Annotated in this window: 21 protein-coding genes; 16 read left to right on the top strand and 5 right to left on the bottom strand. The window is 67.3% G+C overall.

Features of this window, described 5'->3' with window-relative positions:
- Window positions 1-3: 3 nt before the first annotated feature.
- Window positions 4-1,770, top strand: a complete 1,767-nt coding sequence (locus tag KTR40_RS11255) for a dynamin family protein (RefSeq protein WP_228406113.1) — start codon at window positions 4-6, stop codon at window positions 1,768-1,770.
- On the top strand, window positions 1,767-3,383 hold the full coding sequence (locus tag KTR40_RS11250) for a GTPase (protein WP_228403773.1): 1,617 nt from the start codon (window positions 1,767-1,769) through the stop codon (window positions 3,381-3,383). The genes KTR40_RS11255 and KTR40_RS11250 overlap by 4 nt, the downstream gene beginning before the upstream one ends.
- A gap of 23 nt (window positions 3,384-3,406) precedes the next feature.
- On the opposite strand, the gene KTR40_RS11245 is transcribed toward KTR40_RS11250, so the two are convergent.
- Window positions 3,407-3,958 (bottom strand): DUF1697 domain-containing protein, encoded by a 552-nt coding sequence (locus tag KTR40_RS11245; RefSeq protein WP_228403772.1) that lies wholly within the window; start codon window positions 3,956-3,958, stop codon window positions 3,407-3,409.
- 56 nt (window positions 3,959-4,014) lie between these two features.
- Window positions 4,015-4,734 carry an IclR family transcriptional regulator gene (locus KTR40_RS11240; RefSeq protein WP_009356552.1) on the bottom strand — a complete coding sequence of 240 codons (720 nt, stop codon included), beginning with the start codon at window positions 4,732-4,734 and terminating at the stop codon, window positions 4,015-4,017.
- Window positions 4,735-4,847: 113 nt separating this feature from the next.
- Here KTR40_RS11240 and leuC point away from each other — a divergent pair, with 113 nt between their 5' ends.
- The 6 genes from leuC to KTR40_RS11210 all read left to right on the top strand — a co-directional run bounded on the left by leuC (window position 4,848) and on the right by KTR40_RS11210 (window position 11,383).
- Window positions 4,848-6,302 carry a 3-isopropylmalate dehydratase large subunit gene (gene leuC / locus KTR40_RS11235; protein WP_228403767.1) on the top strand — a complete coding sequence of 485 codons (1,455 nt, stop codon included), beginning with the start codon at window positions 4,848-4,850 and terminating at the stop codon, window positions 6,300-6,302.
- A gap of 8 nt (window positions 6,303-6,310) precedes the next feature.
- Window positions 6,311-6,913, top strand: a complete 603-nt coding sequence (leuD, locus tag KTR40_RS11230) for a 3-isopropylmalate dehydratase small subunit (RefSeq protein WP_139029558.1) — start codon at window positions 6,311-6,313, stop codon at window positions 6,911-6,913.
- A gap of 161 nt (window positions 6,914-7,074) precedes the next feature.
- Window positions 7,075-8,400, top strand: a complete 1,326-nt coding sequence (gene murA / locus KTR40_RS11225) for a UDP-N-acetylglucosamine 1-carboxyvinyltransferase (RefSeq protein WP_139029557.1) — start codon at window positions 7,075-7,077, stop codon at window positions 8,398-8,400.
- A gap of 9 nt (window positions 8,401-8,409) precedes the next feature.
- Window positions 8,410-9,183 (top strand): 1-acyl-sn-glycerol-3-phosphate acyltransferase, encoded by a 774-nt coding sequence (locus KTR40_RS11220; RefSeq protein WP_139029556.1) that lies wholly within the window; start codon window positions 8,410-8,412, stop codon window positions 9,181-9,183.
- Entirely contained in the window at window positions 9,180-10,232 is a 1,053-nt protein-coding gene (locus KTR40_RS11215; RefSeq protein WP_139029555.1) for an NAD(P)H-dependent glycerol-3-phosphate dehydrogenase, read from the top strand. The genes KTR40_RS11220 and KTR40_RS11215 overlap by 4 nt, the downstream gene beginning before the upstream one ends.
- Before the next feature lie 2 nt (window positions 10,233-10,234).
- The gene (locus KTR40_RS11210) at window positions 10,235-11,383 is read left to right on the top strand and encodes a D-alanine--D-alanine ligase family protein (protein ID WP_228403766.1); all 1,149 of its coding nucleotides are present in this window, start codon (window positions 10,235-10,237) and stop codon (window positions 11,381-11,383) included.
- Window positions 11,384-11,410: 27 nt separating this feature from the next.
- On the opposite strand, the gene KTR40_RS11205 is transcribed toward KTR40_RS11210, so the two are convergent.
- Window positions 11,411-11,914, bottom strand: coding sequence for a DUF3515 domain-containing protein (locus KTR40_RS11205; RefSeq protein WP_139029553.1), 504 nt, complete (start codon window positions 11,912-11,914; stop codon window positions 11,411-11,413).
- Between the two features lie 259 nt (window positions 11,915-12,173).
- Between KTR40_RS11205 and thiL the strand changes: the two genes are divergently transcribed.
- Genes thiL through rsmD form a run of 4 tightly spaced genes read left to right on the top strand, consistent with a single transcriptional unit; the run spans window position 12,174 to window position 17,059 of the window.
- Window positions 12,174-13,124, top strand: a complete 951-nt coding sequence (gene thiL, locus KTR40_RS11200) for a thiamine-phosphate kinase (RefSeq protein WP_255708902.1) — start codon at window positions 12,174-12,176, stop codon at window positions 13,122-13,124.
- A gap of 22 nt (window positions 13,125-13,146) precedes the next feature.
- Window positions 13,147-14,133 (top strand): DAK2 domain-containing protein, encoded by a 987-nt coding sequence (locus KTR40_RS11195; protein ID WP_139029551.1) that lies wholly within the window; start codon window positions 13,147-13,149, stop codon window positions 14,131-14,133.
- Entirely contained in the window at window positions 14,123-16,390 is a 2,268-nt protein-coding gene (locus KTR40_RS11190) for an ATP-dependent DNA helicase RecG (protein WP_228403761.1), read from the top strand. Before KTR40_RS11195 ends, KTR40_RS11190 begins: the two co-directional genes overlap by 11 nt.
- A gap of 45 nt (window positions 16,391-16,435) precedes the next feature.
- Complete coding sequence (rsmD, locus tag KTR40_RS11185; RefSeq protein WP_139029549.1) at window positions 16,436-17,059, top strand: 16S rRNA (guanine(966)-N(2))-methyltransferase RsmD; 624 nt, start codon at window positions 16,436-16,438, stop codon at window positions 17,057-17,059.
- A 30-nt stretch (window positions 17,060-17,089) separates the two neighbouring features.
- Here the strand turns inward: rsmD and KTR40_RS11180 are convergent, their stop codons facing one another.
- The gene (locus tag KTR40_RS11180) at window positions 17,090-17,878 is read right to left on the bottom strand and encodes a spermidine synthase (protein ID WP_228403759.1); all 789 of its coding nucleotides are present in this window, start codon (window positions 17,876-17,878) and stop codon (window positions 17,090-17,092) included.
- Window positions 17,878-19,107, bottom strand: coding sequence for an aminotransferase class I/II-fold pyridoxal phosphate-dependent enzyme (locus tag KTR40_RS11175; protein WP_228403758.1), 1,230 nt, complete (start codon window positions 19,105-19,107; stop codon window positions 17,878-17,880). Before KTR40_RS11175 ends, KTR40_RS11180 begins: the two co-directional genes overlap by 1 nt.
- Window positions 19,108-19,150: 43 nt before the next feature.
- Here KTR40_RS11175 and coaD point away from each other — a divergent pair, with 43 nt between their 5' ends.
- The 4 genes from coaD (at window position 19,151) to rnc (ending at window position 21,283) form a co-directional block, all read left to right on the top strand.
- Complete coding sequence (coaD, locus tag KTR40_RS11170; RefSeq protein ID WP_139029546.1) at window positions 19,151-19,651, top strand: pantetheine-phosphate adenylyltransferase; 501 nt, start codon at window positions 19,151-19,153, stop codon at window positions 19,649-19,651.
- Between the two features lie 123 nt (window positions 19,652-19,774).
- Window positions 19,775-20,299: a DUF177 domain-containing protein gene (locus KTR40_RS11165; RefSeq protein ID WP_139029545.1), complete on the top strand. Its 525-nt coding sequence runs from the start codon at window positions 19,775-19,777 to the stop codon at window positions 20,297-20,299.
- Between the two features lie 36 nt (window positions 20,300-20,335).
- Complete coding sequence (gene rpmF / locus KTR40_RS11160) at window positions 20,336-20,539, top strand: 50S ribosomal protein L32 (RefSeq protein WP_009356569.1); 204 nt, start codon at window positions 20,336-20,338, stop codon at window positions 20,537-20,539.
- A 21-nt stretch (window positions 20,540-20,560) separates the two neighbouring features.
- Entirely contained in the window at window positions 20,561-21,283 is a 723-nt protein-coding gene (gene rnc / locus KTR40_RS11155) for a ribonuclease III (protein WP_139029771.1), read from the top strand.
- Window positions 21,284-21,286: the final 3 nt, after the last annotated feature.

The raw sequence follows: 21,286 nt of genomic DNA, 5'->3' as shown, positions 1-21,286 counted from the left end.
GCCCTGCAGGATCCGCAGCGCAAACCTTCCGGCAGTGCCGCGGCCCTGGCGGCCGTAACGCTGCTCGAAGAGGTGCGCGATGATCTGGCAGCCGCGGAACTGCCGCTTGCCCTGCCTGATGCTGAGCAGGCGCGCCGCGAGGCCGCCAGCGCCGTGGCCCAGCTGGACGACTACATCCTTCCCCGGTACCGCAGCCTGGACGCGCCGCTGCTTGCCGTCGTCGGCGGCTCCACGGGGGCGGGCAAGTCAACGCTCGTGAACGGAATAGTGGGCCACCCGGTGACGCGGTCGGGCGCCATCCGCCCAACCACCCGCCAGCCCATCCTCCTGCACCACCCGTCAGAGGCCGCCTGGTTCGAGGGCCAGCGCGTACTGCCCAGCCTGAGCAGGATCCGGGGGTCCGTCACCGGCGGCCCCGTACCGGCAAGCCGGGCAGGGGCGGCACCCGACGCAGCCGCAATGTCGTCGCTTGTCCTGGTGGCTGATCCGGCCGTGCCCGCCGGGATCGCTGTGCTGGACGCCCCTGATGTCGATTCCATTTCGGACGACAACCGCAGGCTGGCCGCACAACTCCTGGCCGCCGCCGACCTGTGGGTGTTCGTTACCACCGCCAACCGCTATGCCGATGCGGTTCCCTGGAAACTCCTGCTGAACGCCGCCTCGCGGGACATCATGGTGGCGGTGGTCCTGGACCGGGTGCCGCCGGGGGCGGAAGAAGAGGTCAGTGAGGACCTGCGAAGCCTCCTGGACCGCGAAGGCCTGGGCGCGGCACAGTTGTTCGTCATACCGGAAACCAGCCTCGATCCGCTGGGCATGCTCCCCGCCGGGGCCGTCCTGCCACTGCGGACCTGGCTCGGGGAATTGGCAGCAGATGCCGCGGGCCGGTCCGACATCGCCCGCCGCACGCTCAACGGCACCGTCAGGGCGCTGGCAGGCCATGTCACCGCCGTGGCCCAGGCCGCACGCGAGCAGCAGCACGCCGCCGACAACCTGGAAGACGCCGCCGTGGCCGCCTATGAGGACGCCGCAGAGCGCATCCTTGACGCCACGAGGGACGGGGCGCTTCTGAGGGGAGAAGTGCTGGCCCGCTGGCAGGACTTCGTTGGCACAGGGGAGTTCTTCCGCACCCTGGAACAGAACGTGGGCCGGTTCCGCGACCGGGTGGGGGCTTTCTTCCGCGGTGAACCGGCCCCGGCCGTGAGGGTGGAAGCGGCCATCGAAACAGGCCTGCAGGCAGTCATTGTTGACGAGGCCGCCAACGCCGCAGAGGACACGGACCAGCGCTGGCGTACCGACCCCGCCGGGCGCCAGTTGCTTGGGACGGACGACCTCTCCGGGACAACCCCGGGGTTTGAGGACAGGGCCGCCGCTGAAATCCGGGCGTGGCAGGAAGACTTGATGGAGCTGATCCGCACGGAGGGTCAAGGGAAGCGGACCCAGGCGCGCTGGTTGTCCTTCGGCATCAACGGACTGGGCGCCGCGCTGATGATCGTGGTGTTCTCCATGACGGCGGGACTGACCGGACTGGAGGTGGGCGTGGCGGGAGGTACCGCCGTCGTGGGCCAGCGGCTGCTGGAGGCGGTCTTCGGCGAGGACGCCGTGCGGCGGATGGCGGAAAAAGCGCGGGAGGACCTGCACGCCCGATGCAAGCGGCTGCTGCAGGATGAGCGGCGAAAGTTCCTCTCCCGGCTGCCGGAGCGCGATGACCGCGCACCCGAGGCACTCGCTGCCCACGCGGACGCACTGGTCCGGCTGGCGGAAAGCGCATGAGCCGCCACAGCGACACCCGGGATGCTTCCAGGCTTGACCGCAGGCTGTCCGCCCTCAACGACGCCCGCGAGCTCGGCGAAGGGGTACTCCCCGACGAGACCCTGCAGGACGTCTACACTGTCCTGGAGCGCGCCAGTTCACGGCGCTCGCTCTCCGCGGATCACACGGTAGTGGGGTTCTTTGGAGCAACCGGAAGCGGCAAGTCATCGCTCTTCAACGCGGTCAGCGGGGCTGAAATTGCGACGGCGGCAGCGCGCCGTCCCACAACCTCCGAACCTTTGGCAGGGGTGTGGGGAGCAGAGGGCAGCGAACCGCTGCTGGACTGGCTGGAGGTCCGCAGCCGCCATCACGCCGCAGCCGTGGAAGGGTTTGCCGGCGAAGACACCGGCCTGATCCTGCTGGACCTGCCGGACTTTGACTCCACCAAGGCGTCCAACCGCGAAGTGGTGCAGCGGATGGTGGGGCTGGTGGACGTGCTGGTGTGGGTCCTTGATCCACAGAAGTACGCCGACGCTGCAGTGCACAATGACTTCCTGTCCCGCCTGGCCTCCCACGGTGCCGTGACCCTGGTGGTCCTCAACCAGGTGGACCGGCTGCCGGAGCGGGATGTGCAGCCCGTCCTGGAATCATTGCGCGGGATCCTCGCCCGCGACGGACTCGCCAAGGTCCAGGTGCTTGCGGCCTCGGCACTGACGGGGGCCGGGGTGGAGCAGGTCCGGGCGGCCATCCGCGGGGTGGCGGTCAAGCGCAAAGCCCAGTCGCAGCGGCTTGCCGCAGATATCACTAAAGCATCAGCGGACCTGGGTGCCGTCTCCGGAGAGGGGACTGCGGCCGGCGTCCGGCCTGGAACGAAGGCCCGCCTCGCTGATGAACTGGCAGTGGCGGCGAACGTTCCGGTGGTGGTCCGGGCAGTGGCGCAGTCCTACCGGCTGGAGTCAGTCAAGCGCACCGGCTGGCCGGTGACGCGGTGGCTGTCCCGCTTCCGGGCCGACCCATTGCGCCGGCTCAACCTCCGCAGCGCGGCGCCCTCGGAGCTGAACCGCACATCGCTCCCGCCGGCGGGGGCGCCGGAACGGGCCCGCACGGACGCCGCGGTACGCGAGTTCGCCGATGCCGCAAGTGCCGGTGCCCCGGGCCCGTGGCGCGCGGCCATCCGCGGGGCGGCCCGCGAAGGAAGGGAGCGGTTGCCTGATGCCCTGGACCAGGCCATCGCCGGAACGGACCTTGCCGCCAACCGACGGTCCTGGTGGTGGGGAGTCTTCAACGTGGCGCAGTGGCTGGCCTTGCTGACGGTGCTGGGCGGTTTGGGCTGGCTTGGTGTCCTGGCGGCACTGGGCTATTTCCAGATGCCCGTGCCGGAGGTGCCCAGGGTGGAGGGGTGGCCGGTTCCTACGCTGATGATCGCCTTGGGGGTGGCACTGGGCATTTTCCTGGCCATTACGGGCCGCTTTATTGCTGCCGCCGCGGCCAGTGCACGGGCGGCGAGGGCGCGGAGGCGGTTGAATGCCGCAGTGGCCGCTGTTGCGGAGGAACTCGTGGTGGAACCCGTAGAGGTGGAGGTCAGCCGGCAGGCCGCCTTCAACGCCGCGCTCAAGACGGCGGCGGCCGGATAGAGCCGGCCGACCCGGGCGTGGACCTAACCCCCGGCCGCCGCGAGTTCAGCGGCAGCGTCCCTTACTTTGATCAGGGTGCGCAGGTTGCGCGTTGTGGTCGCGGCCTTGAACCTGGCCTTCGCGGAAATCTTGCTGAAGGGGCTGTCCAACGTTCCGCCGGCCGGTGCCAGCCAGGCGAGGGCCTCCGGACCGAGCCGCTCCTGCTCGCTTCCCTCCAGCGCCGCCCCTGCCGCGTCGAGTTCATCCAGGACCGCGGGGTCCGAGGAGAGCGTGATGTAGCTGTGGGTGGTTTTGTCGTCCTCCGGGTAGGGGCAGGCCGCCACCAGTTCTGCCAGCCGGGCTGAGTCGAGCACCACCACCCAGGCGTCGTAGCCGAACGCTTCCCGGAGGCATTTTTCGCAGCCGCGTTTGACGGAGTCCGCGTCGAGGGCGCTGGTGAGGACAACATTTCCGCTGGCAAGCAGTGTGCGGGCATCGGCAAAGCCTGCGGCCTTGAGGGCTTCCCGCAGCTCGGCCATCTTGATGTTGATGCCGCCCACGTTGATGCCGCGAAGAAACACTGCGTAGCTGCCCATGCCCAAAATCCTAGCTCCGGTGGCGCTGGTTCGGGCCGCGGGCGGTTGGCAGTGGCTCAGTCGTTGTTCTTGCGCAGGGCCTCGGTGAGGATGCGGCCGGCATTGCAGACCACTTCGGCGTGCAGCCTGCCGGGCTGGCGGGTGAGCCTCTCGATCGGACCGGAAATCGAAACTGCCGCAATCACGCGGCCGGACGGCCCGCGCACTGGCGCGGAAACTGAGGCGACCCCGGGCTCGCGTTCGCCGAGGCTCTGGCCCCAGCCCCGTCGTCGAACGCCTGCCAGGACAGTAGGCGTAAAGCGGGCAGACTGCAGCCCCTCGAGCAGGCGGTCGTGGTCCTCCCAGGCGAGCAGCACCTGGGCGGCAGATCCGGCCTTCATGGACAGCTGGGTGCCCACGGGGATGGTGTCCCGCAGGCCGATGGGACGCTCGGCGGAGGCGACGCAGACACGCCAGTCGCCTTGGCGGCGGAAGATCTGGGCGCTCTCGCCGGTGGCATCACGCAGCTGCATGAGCACGGGTCCGGCAGAGGCAATCAGGCGGTCCTCGCCGGCCGCCGAGGCAAGCTCAACCAGGCGGCTGCCGAGCACGAAACGGCCCTGGATGTCGCGGCTCACCAGCCGGTGGTGCACCAGGGCGAGGGCAAGCCGGTGCACAGTGGGACGGGCCAGGCCTGTGGCCGCCACGAGCTGCGCCAGGGTGGTGGGGCCGGCTTCGAGTGCATCAAGCACTTGGGCCGCTTTATCAATGACACCGACTCCACTAGAATTGTCCATGTAATGATATTGCCGTCTCAATATCTGAGATGCAAATCTTTCGGCTGGCGCAGTGCGGAGCCGTCCTGATTCAGTTGGACTCATCAGCCAAACAGCAGTGAAGGGAGATGGCCATGGCAAAGACATTGGCCGAGAAGGTCTGGGACGCACATGTGGTGCGCAAAGGTGACGGCGACGGTGCCAACGCCCAGCCCGACCTTCTGTACATCGACCTCCACCTGGTCCACGAAGTCACATCGCCGCAGGCGTTCGAGGGCCTGCGGCTGGCCGGCAGGAAGCTGCGCCGCCCGGATCTGACCATCGCCACCGAGGACCACAACACTCCTACGCTGGACATCGACAAGCCTATCGCCGACCTGACCAGCCGCACCCAGATCCAGACCCTGCGCAACAACTGCGCCGAGTTCGGCGTCCGCCTGCACAGCCTGGGCGACGCCGAACAGGGCATCGTGCACGTGGTCGGCCCGCAGCTGGGCCTCACCCAGCCGGGCATGACCGTTGTCTGCGGTGACTCGCACACCTCCACCCATGGTGCCTTCGGCGCCCTGGCCATGGGCATTGGAACCTCTGAGGTGGAGCACGTGATGGCCACCCAGACCCTGTCGCTGAAGCCGTTCAAGACCATGGCCATCAATGTTGAGGGGACGCTCCGCCCGGGCGTGACAGCCAAGGACATCATCCTCGCCGTGATCGCCGAGATCGGCACCGGCGGCGGGCAGGGCTACGTCCTGGAGTACCGCGGCTCGGCCATCCGCGCCCTGTCCATGGACGCCCGTATGACCATCTGCAACATGTCCATCGAGGCCGGCGCCCGCGCCGGCATGGTGGCGCCGGACGAGACCACGTACGAATACATGAAGGGCCGTCCGCACGCCCCGCAGGGCGCTGACTGGGACGCCGCCGTCGAGTACTGGAACACGCTGCGTACCGACGACGATGCGACCTTCGACGCCCAGGTGGACCTCGATGCCAACACGCTGGAGCCGTTCGTCACCTGGGGCACGAATCCCGGCCAGGGCGTCTCACTGTCCCAGTCCGTCCCGTCCCCCGAGGACTTCGGCGACGAAAACGCCAAGGCCGCCGCGGAACGCGCCCTGCAGTACATGGGCCTCGAAGCTGGCACGCCCATGAAGGACATCCGGGTGGACACCGTCTTCCTGGGCTCCTGCACCAACTCCCGGATGGAGGACCTCCGTGCCGCGGCGGACATCATCCGGGGCCGGCAGAAGGACCCGAACGTCCGGATGCTGGTGGTGCCGGGCTCGGCACGCGTGCGGCTTGAGGCCGAGGCTGAGGGCCTGGACAAGGTCTTCAAGGACTTCGGCGCGGAGTGGCGCTTCGCCGGCTGCTCGATGTGCCTGGGCATGAACCCGGACCAGCTCGACGTGGGGGAGCGCTGCGCCTCCACTTCCAACCGCAACTTCGAAGGGCGCCAGGGCAAGGGCGGCCGGACCCACCTGGTCTCCCCGGTGGTGGCCGCAGCCACCGCCATCCGCGGCACCCTCAGCTCGCCGTCGGACCTCGATCCGGCCCCCGAATCCGCCGCCATCCGCACCGACGCAGCCTAGGACACGCCATGGAAAAGTTCACCACCCACACCGGAATCGGCGTCCCGCTGCGGCAGAGCAACGTGGACACGGACCAGATCATCCCGGCCGTCTACCTCAAGCGGATCACCCGGACCGGCTTCGAGGACGCCCTGTTTTCGGCATGGCGCAAAGACCCGGCCTTCATCCTGAACCAGGCGCCGTTCAACGCGGGTTCCGTCCTGGTGGCGGGCCCGGACTTCGGCACCGGCTCCTCCCGCGAGCACGCCGTCTGGGCGCTGAAGGACTACGGCTTCAAGGCTGTGCTCTCCTCCCGCTTCGCCGACATCTTCCGCGGCAACTCCGGCAAGCAGGGGCTCCTCGCGGCCGAGGTGTCCCAGGACGACATCGAGCTGATCTGGAAGGAACTGGAGAACGCGCCGGGGACCGAGGTCACGGTGGACCTGGTGTCCAAGACCGTGGTGTGCGGAAACATCGTTGCGCCCTTCGACATCGACGACTACACCCGGTGGCGCCTGCTTGAGGGGCTGGACGACATCGGGCTGACCCTCCAGCATGAGGCGGACATCACCGCCTACGAGGCCACCCGGCCCTCGTTCAAGCCCAAAACCCTGCCGGCACGCCTTTCCTGAGGCCGCCAAAGCAGCGTTGCCTGCCTTCGAAACGGGCCGACGGCGGCGCGCCACGCCCTGCCGCCGTCGCCTGCGTATTTCGGTTCGGTAACGCGACCTCCTATGCTTGGTTGGAGCCTTTGCAAGGATTTGGGGGCGAGTGATCGTAAGGAAACCGGTATATGAGTAGTGTTCTGACAATCCGCGGCGGAGTCCCGCTTACAGGCCGCGTCAGCGTCCGGGGAGCAAAGAACCTTGTTCCCAAGGCGATGGTGGCAGCGTTGCTGGGCAACGAACCGTCGGTGTTGCGGAACGTGCCGGAGATCAAGGACGTGGAGGTAGTCACCTCCCTCCTGCAGCTGCACGGCGTGACCGTGGTCAAGGACCCGGTGAACGGCGACCTGACGCTGGATCCCAAGGCCGCAAAAACGGCGTCCAGCACCGCCATCGACGCCCACGCGGGCGACTCCCGGATTCCCATCCTGCTCTGCGGGCCGCTGATCCACGCGATCGGCGAAGCGTTCATCCCCGATCTTGGCGGCTGCAAAATCGGCGACCGGCCCATTGACTACCACCTGGACGTCCTGCGCCAGTTCGGTGCCGTGGTGGAGAAGCGCCCCGGCGGCATCCACATTTCGGCCCCCAAGGGCCTGCACGGCGCCAAGATCTCCCTGCCCTACCCGTCCGTGGGTGCCACGGAGCAGGTGCTGCTGAGCGCCACCCGCGCCGAGGGCATCACCGAACTGTCCGGTGCTGCGACGGAGCCGGAAATTATCGACCTCATCGCCGTGCTCCAGAAGATGGGCGCCATCATCAGCGTCCAGACGGACCGCACCATCCGCATCGAAGGTGTCCGCGACCTCGGCGGCTACAACCACCGGGCGCTCTCGGACCGCAACGAATCGGCGTCGTGGGCGTCTGCGGCACTGGTGACCAAGGGCGACATCTACGTTGAAGGTGCCTCGCAGCGGGACATGATGACCTTCCTGAACACCTACCGCAAGGTGGGCGGCGGCATGGACATCGGCGAGGACGGCATCCGTTTCTACCACCGCGGCGGCAAGCTCAACCCGCTGGTACTGGAGACCGATGTGCACCCCGGCTTCATGACCGACTGGCAGCAGCCGCTGGTGGTGGCACTGACCCAGGCCGAAGGCGTGTCCATCGTCCACGAGACGGTCTACGAGAACCGGTTCGGCTTCACTGACGCACTCATCCGGATGGGCGCCAGCATCCAGGTCCACCGCGAATGCCTGGGCAGCGTGCCGTGCAGGTTCGGCCAGCGCAACTTCCTCCATTCGGCAGTGATCTCCGGGCCCACCCAGCTGAAGGGGACCGACATTGACGTGCCGGACCTGCGCGGCGGCTTCAGCCACCTGATTGCCGCCCTCGCCGCCACCGGCACGTCCCGCGTCACGGGGATCGATATCATCAACCGCGGCTACGAGCGCTTCACCGAAAAGCTGGCCGGCCTCGGTGCCGACTTCGACATCACCACAGAGAAGTAGCAGGAAGCCGTGAAAGAACCGGCTAAGAGCCGCGCCACCCTTGCCGTGGTCGCCGGCATAGTCCGCCCCCTGTTCAACCTCATGATGGACAAGAAGTGGGAGGGAACGGAGAAGCTGCCTGCGGGCGGATTTATTGCCGCGCCCAACCACTGCACCGAGATCGATCCCCTGATCATCGGCCACCTCCTCTACAACCACAAGATTGCCCCGCACTTCCTTGCCAAGTCAGGGCTCTTCAAGGTTCCGGTGCTGGGCTGGGTACTGCGCGCAACAAAACAGATCCCGGTGGAACGTTCGACGGCGGGTGCGAACCGTTCCCTGCAGCTTGCGCAGGAGATCGTTGCCGAAGGCGGGGCCATCATCATCTATCCCGAAGGCACCCTGACCCGGGATCCGGGGATGTGGCCCATGAGAGGCCACACGGGTGCTGCGCGGCTGGCCCTTGAGGGCGGCATTCCCGTGGTTCCGATTGCCCACTGGGGCGCCCACGAGGTGTTCCCCCGCTACGGCAAGAGGTTCCACCTGTTCCCGCGCAAGAAGTCCAGGGTGGTAGTGGGGGAGCCTGTTGACCTCAGCGCCTTCAGCGGCCGTCCGCTGGACAAGGCAACCCTCACCGCGGCCACCGACGCCATCATGGATGCGATCACCGGACTCCTGGCGGAGATCAGGGGGGAAGAGCCGCCGGCTGAGCGGTGGGATCCGGCCAAGCAGCAGCAGGCGCGGCACGGCAGGTTCGTGGAACGCGGACAGAAGCCGACCGGTTCCGGAACGGAAACTCCGTGACCGCTGGGGGAAAGCAGACGGGCTCAGCCCGTTCCGTTGCTGTTCTCGGCGCCGGCTCCTGGGGAACAACCTTTGCCAAAATCCTGGCCGACGCTGCGGCTGCTGCCGGGGAGCCGCGCAGCATCAGGCTGTGGGGCAGGCGCGCCGAAGTAGTGGACCTGATTAACACCGGCCACCGCAATGAGCAGTACCTGAAGGACATCCCGCTGCCGGAGAGCATCTCCGCGTCAACGGACGTCGCCGCGGTCCTGGAGGGCGCTGACCTTGTGGTCATCGCCGTCCCTGCACAGTCACTCCGCCCGCAGTTGCGGGAGTGGAAAGGCCTGATCGCTCCGGACGCCATGGTTGTTTCCCTGATGAAAGGCCTGGAGCTCGGCACGGATGCCAGGATGAGCGAGGTCATCAGCGAGGAGCTGGGCCTGCCCGCTGAGCGCATCGCCATCGTGTCCGGCCCCAACCTGGCCATGGAAATCGCCCGCGAAGAACCCACGGCGTCTGTTGTTGCCTGTACCGACTCCGCCGCCGCAGGCTGGATCGCCAGGAGCTGCACCGCGCCCTACTTCCGGCCGTACACCACCGCTGACGTGGTGGGGGTGGAGATCGGCGGAATCGTCAAGAACGTTATCGCCCTGGCCGTCGGCATTTGCGAGGGCAAGCAAATGGGGGACAACACCAAGGCCTCCGTTATCACCCGCGGACTTGCGGAAACGTCCCGGCTTGCCCTTGCCCTGGGCGGGGAAGCCAAGACCATGGCCGGCCTTGCCGGCCTGGGCGACCTTGTGGCCACATGCTCCTCCCCGCTGTCACGCAACCACACCGCCGGGCGGCTCCTGGGGCAGGGCCTCACGCTCGAGGAGGTGGGCCAGAAGATGACCCAGACCGCCGAAGGCATAAAATCGGGCCAGGCGGTCCACGAGTTGGCCGGCAAACTGGGCGTGGACATGCCCATCACAGCCGCCGTCGTCGCCGTGCTGGCAGGCAAGCTGTCCGTTGACCAACTGGGGCCCGTCCTGCTGTCCCGGGAACTGAAACCTGAAGGCGATTACTGACGATGTCCCATGAAAACCTGAGCGCAGTGGAGACCGCGCCGCGGGCGAAACCCCGGGTGGCGGTACTTTTCGGCGGCCGCTCGAGCGAGCACGCCGTGAGCTGCGTGACCGCGGCCGGTGTCCTCGGCGCGATCAACAAGGACAAGTACGAGGTGATTCCCATTGGAATCGCCAAAACCGGGCAATGGGTCCTCGCGCCCGCCGATACCGCCCAATGGTCCCTCGCGGCAACGTCCCTGCCGGAGGTGGCGCCTTCGCCGCAGACCGTGACCCTTGCCGAGATCGGCGGCGAGCACCAGCTGATCGTCGCTTCTCCAAACGAGGTTCCCCGGGAACTCGGCACGGTGGACGTGGTCTTCCCGCTCCTTCACGGCCCGTTCGGAGAGGACGGCACCATCCAGGGGCTGCTGGAGCTCTCGGATACCCGCTACGTCGGCGCCGGTGTCCTGGCTTCGGCCGTGGGCATGGACAAACACTTCATGAAGGTGGTGTTCGAGGCCGCGGGGCTGCATGTCGGTCCCTATGTTGCCGTCACGGACAGGCAGTGGCGCAAGGACCCGGAATCGGTGCGCAAACAGGTGGACCGGCTGGGATTTCCCGTGTTCGTCAAGCCGGCACGGGCAGGATCTTCCATGGGTATCTCCAAGGTCGATTCCCTGGACGAGCTTGATGCAGCCATCGAGGAAGCCCGGCGGCACGACCTGAAACTGGTGATCGAGGCAGGCATCACCGGCCGGGAAATCGAATGTGCGGTCCTCGAAGGCAGGGGCACCGACGCCCCCCGCACATCCATGCCGGGTGAGATCTCCGTGGCGGGCGGCACCCACGAGTTTTACGACTTCAACGCCAAGTATGTTGAGGACGACGCCGCCTCCCTCAGCTGCCCCGCCGATATCCCCGAGGAAGCCATCACCAGGGTCCGCGAGCTTGCAGCGGCGGCGTTCGACGCCGTGGGGGCCGAGGGCCTGAGCCGGGTGGACTTCTTCTACACGCCGGCCGGGGAACTCATCATCAACGAGATCAACACCATGCCAGGCTTTACGCCCAAGAGCATGTACCCGCAGATGTGGGCGGCCTCCGGACTGGGGTACGCCGACCTCATCGACGAACTGATCTACCTCGCGCTGAACCGCAAAACCGGGCTGCGCTGATCCCCGACGGAGTGGGCCGCCGATGGCCTACTTGCTCGGCGGCAGGTTCTGCAGGTCCTCTTGGCCCACGCAGCTCCTGGCGGCGGGCACTTTGCCGGCCGCTGCCGCAAGGTCGGCCAGGACTGTGGCAGAACTGATCTTGTCGGGATCCATGAGGATCTCTGTTGCCGGTTCGCGGCCGTAGGTTGTCAGGGTCCACACCGGGTCGCCTTCCTTGATGACCCAGTCGATGCCGTTGACCGTCACGCAGCGGTCCGTGGTGGGCCCGGGAACATTCACGCCGCAGCGCAGGATCACCAGGGACGGATCGCCCCAGGCGGCGGTGGCCTGGCTGTTCGTCTTCCGCAGCGCGTACTCGCCGATGGCGTCAGGAAGACCCACCATCATGGGCGCGCACGCCGGGTTGGCCGCGTCCTTGGCAGCGGGAACATCCACGGCAGGCGAGCATGACGTTAGCGGAATGGCCGCAAGGCTCCCAACCAGTGCCAGCCTGGCGACGCGGGCGGGCAGGGAAAACTGGGGACGGTGCATGCCTCCAGCCTATCGCCGCTGCAGAGGCCGCCCTGACGCGGCATTGGCAGCCGGTAATGTCGGAGCCGCGCGATAGCGTAGGGGAGTGCTTGAAAATCCCGCCACCTGCCCCGGACAATCCCACCCAGGACAGTTCCGCCGCCGACTGCCACACCCTGAAAGCCCGGCCGCCGCCGGGGAGCCGCTGGCCGTGCCCGCCGTGACAGTCTCAGCACTTTCCGAGTCCGGGCTGCTGGCCCGGATTTTTCCGCGCCTGGCCATGGACGGCGTGCACGGCGAGGCTACGTTGCTCGGCCCGGGGGACGACGCCGCCATAGTCGCTGCTCCTGACGGCAGGACCGTGATCAGCATCGACACGCAGGTGCAGGACCAGGACTTCAGGCTGCAGTGGCCCAACGGCTACCGGACTACCGGTTTTGACGTCGGCTGGAAAGCCGCCGCGCAGAACCTGAGCGACATCAATGCCATGGGGGCCAGGGCCACGTCGCTGGTGGTCAGCCTGACCCTTCCTCCTGAAACGGCCGTGGCCTGGGTGGAGGACCTGGCGGACGGCCTCACCGCCGGCATCAGGGAACTGGGCGCTGTCCACTGTTCGGTGGCCGGCGGCGACCTGGGGCGCGGGCGCGAAATTTCCGTCACGGTTGCGGTGCTGGGAACGCTTGACGGCGGCCCGGCAGTCCTCCGGTCAGGCGCCAGGCCGGGGGACGTCCTTGCCCTTGCAGGCACTGCCGGCCACGCTGCCGCCGGCCTCGCACTGTTGGAATCGGACGTGCACGTTGATGCCCTCAGCGCCGGCCAGCGCGCCCTGGTGGACCTGCAATGCAGGCCGATGCCGCCCCTGGCGGCAGGGCCCGCCGCGCGTGCCGCCGGCGCCACCGCCATGCTGGACGTCTCGGACGGCCTGCTGCGCGACGGGTCGCGGCTGGCCGCGGCGAGCGGCGTGGCCGTCGACCTCGATCCAGGCCCGCTGAAACGGCTGGCGGGCCCCCTCCTGCCGGCTGCGGAGCTGTTGGGCATGGACGCCCGGGAGTGGGTGCTCGGCGGCGGGGAGGACCACGGACTGCTTGCCACATTCCCCCCCGGTTCGCCGCTGCCTCCCGGATTCACTGCGATAGGCTCAGTACAAGCACTGGGAATCAACGAAGGCCCGGGCGTCAAAATTGCGGGCCGGTCCGCGGACACCGGGGGATGGGATCACTTTGCACACTAAGGTTGCCGCTAACGCGCAAGCGATGAAGAGGTGGTTGGGCAAGGCCGAGACCGCCCTTGGCAACCACAGCGACCGCCTGAATGCCATCAATATCTTCCCCGTGGCCGACGGCGATACCGGAACCAACCTCTACGTCACGGTGCGCGCGGCAGCGCGTTCCCTGGCTGCCGGCGGGGACCAGCCCGCGCAGATGGACGTTGGTGCCGTCCTGGCCACAGCGGGCCAGGCTGCCATGGAGGAAGCGCGGGGAAACTCGGGGACCCTTTTCTCGGTGTTCCTGTGCGCTGCTGCCGAACCGTTGGCGGGCCATACCCGGCTGACCTCCACCCTGCTTGCGGCCGCCCTGAACCGTGCCCAGATCCGTGCGTGGTCAGCCTTGAGCGACCCCGTGCCGGGAACCATGCTCTCCGTCATGGAAGCCGCGGCCCGGGCCGCGGCCGCCGTGGATGCCGGACAGAACGGGGACGACAGCAACCACGCCCTGGGCCTTGCCCTGGACGCGGCTGTGGAAGGCGCCCTCGCAGCGGTGATCCACACCGAGGAGCAGCTGGACGCCCTGACGTCCGCCCACGTGGTTGATGCCGGCGGAGTGGGGATGCTGCTGATCCTTGATTGCCTTCGCTCGGCGGTCCTGGGCGAAGAGCTGCAAAGCGAACTCCTTGACGGCCTGCACGGCTACGACGTGCAGGATCCGCACATCCATACGGCCATGCCGGACGACGACGGGGTGGAGGTCATGTGCACCATCAGCCTGTCTCCACTCAATGCCGCGACCCTCCGCCAGCGGCTGGACGAGGTGGGCGAGTCGGTGATCATGAGCCAGGTCGGCAGCGGTCCGGACTCCGACGGCAACTACCGGTGGCGCGTCCACGTCCATGTCCCCGAGGCGGATCCCGCCGTCCACATCATCCGCTCCCTGGGGGAGCCGGCCAACATCAGCATCAGTGAACTCGCGCTGCCGCGGGACCCGGCAACGGATGCAGTGAACTCCAGTGGGCATGAGCGCTGAACTGGACCTGGCGCTGGAACGGCGGATCGGCAAGCGTTCCGCCACGGTCATTGAGAAGCATCTGGGCATCACCACAGTTGAGGGGCTGCTGAACTACTACCCGCGCCGCTACATGAACCGCGGGGAGCTGACCCCCATCAGCGAGATCCCCCGGGACGAGGAAGTCACCCTGATCGCCCGGGTGCTTTCCAGCAGCACCCGCCGGATGCAGGCGCGCCGCGGCACCATCACCGACGTCGTGGTTTCCGACGATGACGGGAGGCAGGGCCTCCGCCTGGTTGCCGGTACGGACTACCGCGGCAAGGCGCCGGGTACGCTCAAGATCAGCTTCTTCAACGGCTACAAGGCCCAGGCGGACCTGCTCCCGGGCCGCCGGGCGCTCTTCTCCGGCAAGGTCACCTCCTTCAAGGGATCCCTTGGCCTCACCAACCCCGACTACCAGCTGCTGGACGATGACCCGTTCAGCGAGGACGGCCGGGATCCGGAAAAGCTGGCCGCCATGCCCATTCCCATCTATCCGGCCACCGCCAAGCTTCCCAGCTGGAAGATCCAGAAGGCCGTCTCAACCCTGCTCGAGACGGCAGACCTTGGCTCCCTCCCGGATCCTGTGCCACCCGCCATCGCGGCCCGGGAGAAGTTCCTGCCAATCGCCGAAGCCTACCGGCTGATCCATGAACCGGAAACTGCCTCTGACTGGCAGCAGGCACGGCGTCGCTTCCGGTACCAGGAAGCGCTGGTGCTGCAGTCCGCCCTGGCCCGCCGCCGGGCCCAGCTGGCCGCGGAGGAAGCCACCGCCCGCCGGCCTGTTCCGGAGGGCCTGCTGGCCGGTTTCGACCGCAGCCTTCCGTTCACGCTCACGGCGGGGCAGGCCGCCGTCGGGGAAACGCTGGCCGCAGAACTCTCCCGGGACGTCCCCATGAACCGCTTGCTGCAGGGCGAAGTGGGCTCCGGCAAGACCGTCGTGGCACTCCGTGCCATGCTGCAGGTGGTGGATGCCGGCGGCCAGGCGGCCCTGCTGGCGCCTACGGAAGTCCTCGCCGCCCAGCATTTTGAATCGATCCGCCGGACGCTGGGTCCCTTGTCCGGTGACGGACTGCTGGGCGGAATGGACGGCGCGTCCGTCCAGGTTTCGCTGCTCACCGGCTCCATGCCAACGGCGGCGCGCCGGCAGGCCCTGCTTGATGCCGCCTCAGGGACGGCCGGCATCATCATCGGCACCCATGCCCTGCTGAGCGACACCGTGTCCTTCTACGATCTCGGCCTGATCGTGGTGGACGAGCAGCACCGCTTCGGGGTGGAGCAGCGCGATGCCCTGCGCGCCAAGGCACGGAAGCCGCCGCACCTGCTGGTCATGACCGCCACGCCCATCCCGCGGACCGTCGCGATGACGGTTTTCGGCGACCTCGAAACCTCGGTCCTGGACGAGCTGCCGGCCGGCCGGGCCCCCATCTCCACCCACCTGGTGGGACTTGCCGAAAACCCGGCCTGGGCAGGCCGCATCTGGGCCCGCGCCCGGGAGGAGATTGACGCTGGCCACCAGGTGTACGTCGTCTGCCCCAGGATCGGAACGGACGACGACGGCGACTTCAGCCCCGGGGAAGCGGAGCCTCCGGCAGGGGATGCGGAAGGAGACGGCGGCCGGGAACTCGCCTCCGTGACAGCCGTCGTCGAGCACCTGCGGGAAGAGCCCACCCTGTCCGGGATTCCCCTGGCGCCGCTCCACGGCCGGCAGGAACCTGACTTGAAGTTCGGCGTCATGGACGACTTTGCGGCCAACCGCATCAAGCTGCTTGTCTCCACCACGGTGATCGAGGTGGGCGTGGACGTCCACAATGCAACCCTGATGGTCATTCTTGATGCGGACCGGTTCGGGATTTCCCAGCTGCACCAGCTCCGCGGCCGGGTGGGCCGGGGCGGGCTGCCCGGGACCTGCCTGCTGGTGACCGCCCTGGAGCCCGGGCACCCCAGCCGGCGCAGGCTGGAGGCCGTTGCCGCCACCACGGACGGCTTCGTCCTGTCGGAAGAGGACCTGAAGCTGCGGCGCGAGGGCGACATCCTGGGTGCCTCGCAGTCAGGCGGACGCTCAACGCTGAAGCTGCTCCGCGTCCTGGAACACGGTGACGTCATTGCCCGGGCCAGGGAAGACGCCCAGCAGATTGTCCGCGAGGACCCTGCCCTGTCCGCCCGCCCGGAACTCGCCGAGGCGATCGACAAATACCTCAATCCCGAGAAGGAGGCGTTCCTTGAACGCGGCTAGCATGGTGGGTGCCGGATATCCTGGCGGCGAAGACAGGAGCATTAGATGAGCCGGATCATTGCAGGTGCCGCCGGCGGCACTCCCTTGACCGCCGTCCCGGGGTCCCTCACCAGGCCCACCACGGACCGCGTCAAGGAAGCGTTGTTTTCCCGCCTTGATGCCTTCAACGTCATTGCCGGCGCCCGGGTGCTGGACCTCTACGCCGGTTCCGGCTCCCTGGGCGTCGAGAGCGGCAGCAGGGGCGCCCAGGCGGTGGACCTGGTGGAGTCCGAGGCCAAGGCCAGCGCCGTTTGCCAGCGCAATGCCGATCTCGTCAACGGCGTCCTGGGCCGGAAAGCCGTGACCGTCCACCGATCCAAAGTGGAGCCCTTCCTGGACCGTGCCTCGGCCGCCGCGGTGTGGGACCTCGTTTTCCTGGACCCGCCGTACCCGCTCGAAGAGGTCGCCCTGCAGGCGGCCCTCCAGAAGCTCGCACCCCACCTGTCGCCGGCCGCAGTCGTGGTGGTGGAGCGGTCCTCCCGTTCACCCGAACCCCGCTGGCCGGATGCCCTCACCCGGTTTGCGGAGAAAAAATACGGGGAGACCAAGCTCTGGTTCGCGGAGCCCTTCGTACCCGATGCAATCGACAATGACGACATTCCCGAGGCGCCGGAACCGGCCGGGCGCTAGACCAGGCGCAGGAGCCACGGCCTCCGGGGCTCATCCTGCAAAGGGGTCGAGGTCCACTCCGGCCAGTACCGTTGCCGGGTGCGGTCCTCGAGCGGTGAGCTCAGCGCTCCATTCCGCCGGCCAGGGGGTGAGGGTGCCGGCCAGGATGATGTTGCCGGGGTAGCGGCCCTCGAACATGCCTGTTTCGGCGACGGCGGCCACGTCCGCCATGGCCTGCCGCATGGCGGAGACCTGGCTTCGGACCAGGGTCAGTCCCGGCTCGTCGCCGACGTTGACGATCAGCAGTCCGCCAGGGCTGAGCCGTTCCCGTACTTCCTGGTAGAACGCGCTGGCAGCGAGGTGCGCGGGCGCTTCCGGTCCGGAAAAAATGTCCAGGATGACGACGTCGAAACGGAGCCCGGGCTCAAGGCCGGCAAGGGACTCCCGCGCATCGCCGATGACGGTCTGCAGGTCCGTCCCCTTGGGCAGGGGGAGTTGGCGCAGGACGAAATCCAGCAGCTCGCGCTCCAGCTCCACCGCGTACTGCACCGATCCGGGCCTGGTGGCCTGGATGTAGCGGGCCAGGGTCAGCGCCCCGGCGCCGAGGTGCAGGGCGCTGACCGGGACCCCGGCGGGGGCCGCCAGGTCCACCAGGTGCCCGATCCGGCGCAGGTATTCATAGAAGATTTCCTCCGGCCGCAGGAGGTTCACGTGGGACTGTTCCGCGCCGCCGATGCTGAGGACGTAGCTGCCGGCAGTAAAGGCATCGGGTTCGATGGACGCGTGCTGCCCGGTGGTGCGCAGGAAACGCGACGCCCGGACCTCCCGCCCCTCGGGCATCAGAGCCTGCCGCGGAGTGTAGCCAGCCGGCCGGCGGCCTCTTCCAGGACCTCGGCTTTCTTGCAGAAGGCGAAACGGAGCAGGCTCCGGGTGCGCTGCGCTCCCTCGGCGTGGCAGAAAACGGGGACCGGGATTGCGGCCACGCCCACGAGCGCCGGGAGCTTCCGGGCCAGCTCCACGGAGTCGCTGATGCCCAAGGGGGCGGTGTCCACATTGACGAAGTACGTGCCCTGCGGGGAGAAGACCTCGAACCCCGCCGCGCGCAGGCCCTCACTCAGGATGTCCCGCTTGTGCTGAAGGGACGCCGCAATGCCCTCATAGAAGGAGTCGGGAAGGGCCAGGCCCGCGGCGATTGCCGACTGGAACGGTGTGCCCGAACTGTAGGTGAGGAACTGCTTGACCGTCCGGGCGGCGGACACCAGTTCTTCGGGTCCCGTGAGCCAGCCGACCTTCCAGCCTGTCAGGGAAAAGGTCTTGCCGGCAGAAGAAATGGTGAGGGTCCGGTCCGCCGCTCCGGGCATCGAAGCCACCGGTATGTGCCGGACGCCGAAGGTGAGGTGCTCATAGACTTCGTCCGAGATGATGATGCTGTCATGCCTGCATGCCAGGTCAACCACCCGTTGCAGGACGTCCCGCGGGAAGACCGCCCCGGTGGGGTTGTGGGGGTTGTTCAGCAACACCACCTTCGTCCGGGCACTGAAAGCAGCCTCCAGGGCGGCCATGTCCGGCATGAAGTCCGGCGCCAGCAGCGGGGCTGTCACGTGCGCAGCACCGGACAGGCCGATCACCGCGCCGTAGGAATCGTAGAAAGGCTCCAGGGTGAGGACCTCGTCGCCGGGACCGGCAAAGGCCAGGAGCGAGGCGGCGATGGCCTCGGTGGCGCCGGTGGTGACGATGACCTCGGTTGCGGGGTCGGGGGAGAGGCCGTAGAACCGCTGCTGGTGGGCCGCGACTGCCTCCCGCAGTTCCGGGATGCCCTTGCCCGGCGCATACTGGTTCGCCCCGGCAAGGATGGCAGACCTGGCGGCTTCCCGGATTTCGGCAGGGCCGTCCTCGTCCGGGAACCCCTGGCCGAGGTTTATGGCGCCGGTCTGGACGGCCAGGGTGGTCATCTCCTCGAAGATGGTGACGCCCAGGCCTCCGTCGGGGGCCAGCAGGTTGGCTCCGAGGGCGGCACGCTGCCACGGAGCAGGGGCCAGGGGGGCGGAAAGTTCCCGTGGTGGATGCATCCAGTCATGGTATCCCGGCGTTCCCATGGGGTAGGTTCGGAGCATGAGACGCGCTGTCTGCCCCGGATCCTTTGACCCCATCCACAACGGCCATCTCGAGGTTATTGCACGTGCTGCCGGCCTCTTTGACGAGGTCATCGTGGCTGTCTCCACCAACCAGGCCAAGAAATACAGGTTCACCCTGCCGGAGCGCCTGGACATGGCACGCGAGACCCTCGCCTCGCTCAAAGGCATTGTGGTGGAACCCGTCGGGGAAGGCCTGCTGGCGGAGTACTGCCGGCAGCGCGGTGTCTCGGCCATCGTCAAGGGACTCAGGTCGTCCTCCGATTTCGACTACGAGCTGCCCATGGCCACCATGAACCGGCAGCTCAGCGGCGTCGAAACGGTTTTCCTGCCGGCGGAAGCCCACTACCTCCACCTTTCCTCCACCCTCATCAAAGAGGTAGCCGGCCTTGGCGGCAACGTCTCCGACTACGTGCCCCGGTCGGTGCAGCGGCGGATGCTTGCGGGCGAGTCGGGCCCCGGACAGCAGCCGAGGGGGTAGGCTTGTCCGGTACTTCGGCACTCCCTGCCGGCCGGTTTGAGTCCCTGTGGCTCTTCAGGCTAAGATGGTACGTCGGTCATATGTTCAACAGGAGTTCTCATTAAAAGAGGTGCTGGTTCGCCCCTGGCGTTCGACGTCAAGGACCTCGGGCGCAGCCCGGGAAGCATGCGGACACTGAAGGAACATGTACCCGCGCCAAGTGATCTTGGCGTGGCGCTCATTGGCGTTCAGGAAGGCTCGGATGTCGAGCTGGACCTGAGGCTTGAAGCCGTACACGAAGGAATTTTGGTATCAGGAACCGTGCTCACCGAGGTAACAGGTGAATGCGGCCGATGCCTGGATCCCCTTGCGTATGACCTCGAGGTCAATGTGCAAGAACTTTTCTTCTATGAGGGTGTGGAGCTCTCGGACGAAGAAGATGATGAAGAGCAACGTCGAGTCGAGCACGATGTAATCGATCTTGAACCGGTGTTGCGGGACGCAGTGGTGACCGCGCTGCCGTTCCAGCCGGTGTGCCGGGAAGACTGCCAGGGCCTTTGCTCCGAATGCGGAGTTCGCCTGGAAGACGAGCCGGGGCACCACCACGAGGTCTTGGATCCTCGCTGGGCTGCCCTAGCTGATATGGCTAAGCCTGACCGGCAAAATTGATTTGTACGTGTTTGTCTAGAGAGAAATGAGTTAGCCGTGGCTGTTCCCAAGCGGAAAATGTCTCGCTCGAATACCCGCGCCCGCCGCTCCCAGTGGAAGGCGACCGCCCCCCACCTGGTGAAGACCGTCGAGAACGGCCAGGTCACCTACAGCCTGCCGCACCAGGCAAAGGTTGTCACCGACTCGGCCGGCACTGCGCTGTTCCTTGAGTACAAGGGACGCAAGGTCGCGGACGTCTAATCGGCCACTCAGGCTGACATGATGTCTTCAACTGAAGAGCTTCTGAAGCGTCTCGGTGTCTCTATTGACGCCGGGACGCTTCGTCTTGCGCTCACACACCGTTCCTACGCCTACGAAAACGGCGGCATACCCACCAACGAGCGGCTCGAATTCCTGGGTGATTCCATCCTGGGGTTCTCCGTGACCGACGCGCTGTACCGGGACAACCCGGAACTGCCCGAAGGCGAGCTCGCCAAGCGGCGCTCCGCCGTCGTCAGCACCCGTGCGCTGGCCGGCATCGGACGCAGCCTGGGCATCGGGGACTACATCTACCTTGGACAGGGCGAGAAGCTCACCCATGGCAACAACAAGGCCTCCATCCTGGCTGACACTATGGAAGCCCTGATCGGGGCCACCTACGTGTCCAACGACATCGAAACAGCGCGCCAGCTGGTGATGCGCCTGATCGGTCCCCTGCTGAAGGATGCGGCCGCCCTCGGCGCGGGAACGGACTGGAAGACCAGCATCCAGGAACTCGCGGCCAGCCGCCAGCTCGGAACCATCCACTACGCCGTGGACGGCTCGGGGCCGGACCATGCCCGCACGTTCACCGCCGTCCTCCACGTCGGCGGCACCGCCTATGGCAAGGGTTCCGGCCACTCGAAGAAGGAAGCGGAGCAGGAAGCGGCCGCCGACGCGTGGCGGGTGCTTACCGGGGCCGCAGCGGGGGCAAAAAAGTCCGCCGGTTCCGTCCCCGCCAAGTAGCGC

The sequence above is a fragment of the Pseudarthrobacter sp. L1SW genome, from assembly GCF_020809045.1.
Taxonomy (GTDB): Bacteria; Actinomycetota; Actinomycetes; order Actinomycetales; family Micrococcaceae; genus Arthrobacter.
Note: the sequence above shows the minus strand (reverse complement) of the source record. Positions and strands in the feature narration are given on the sequence as shown.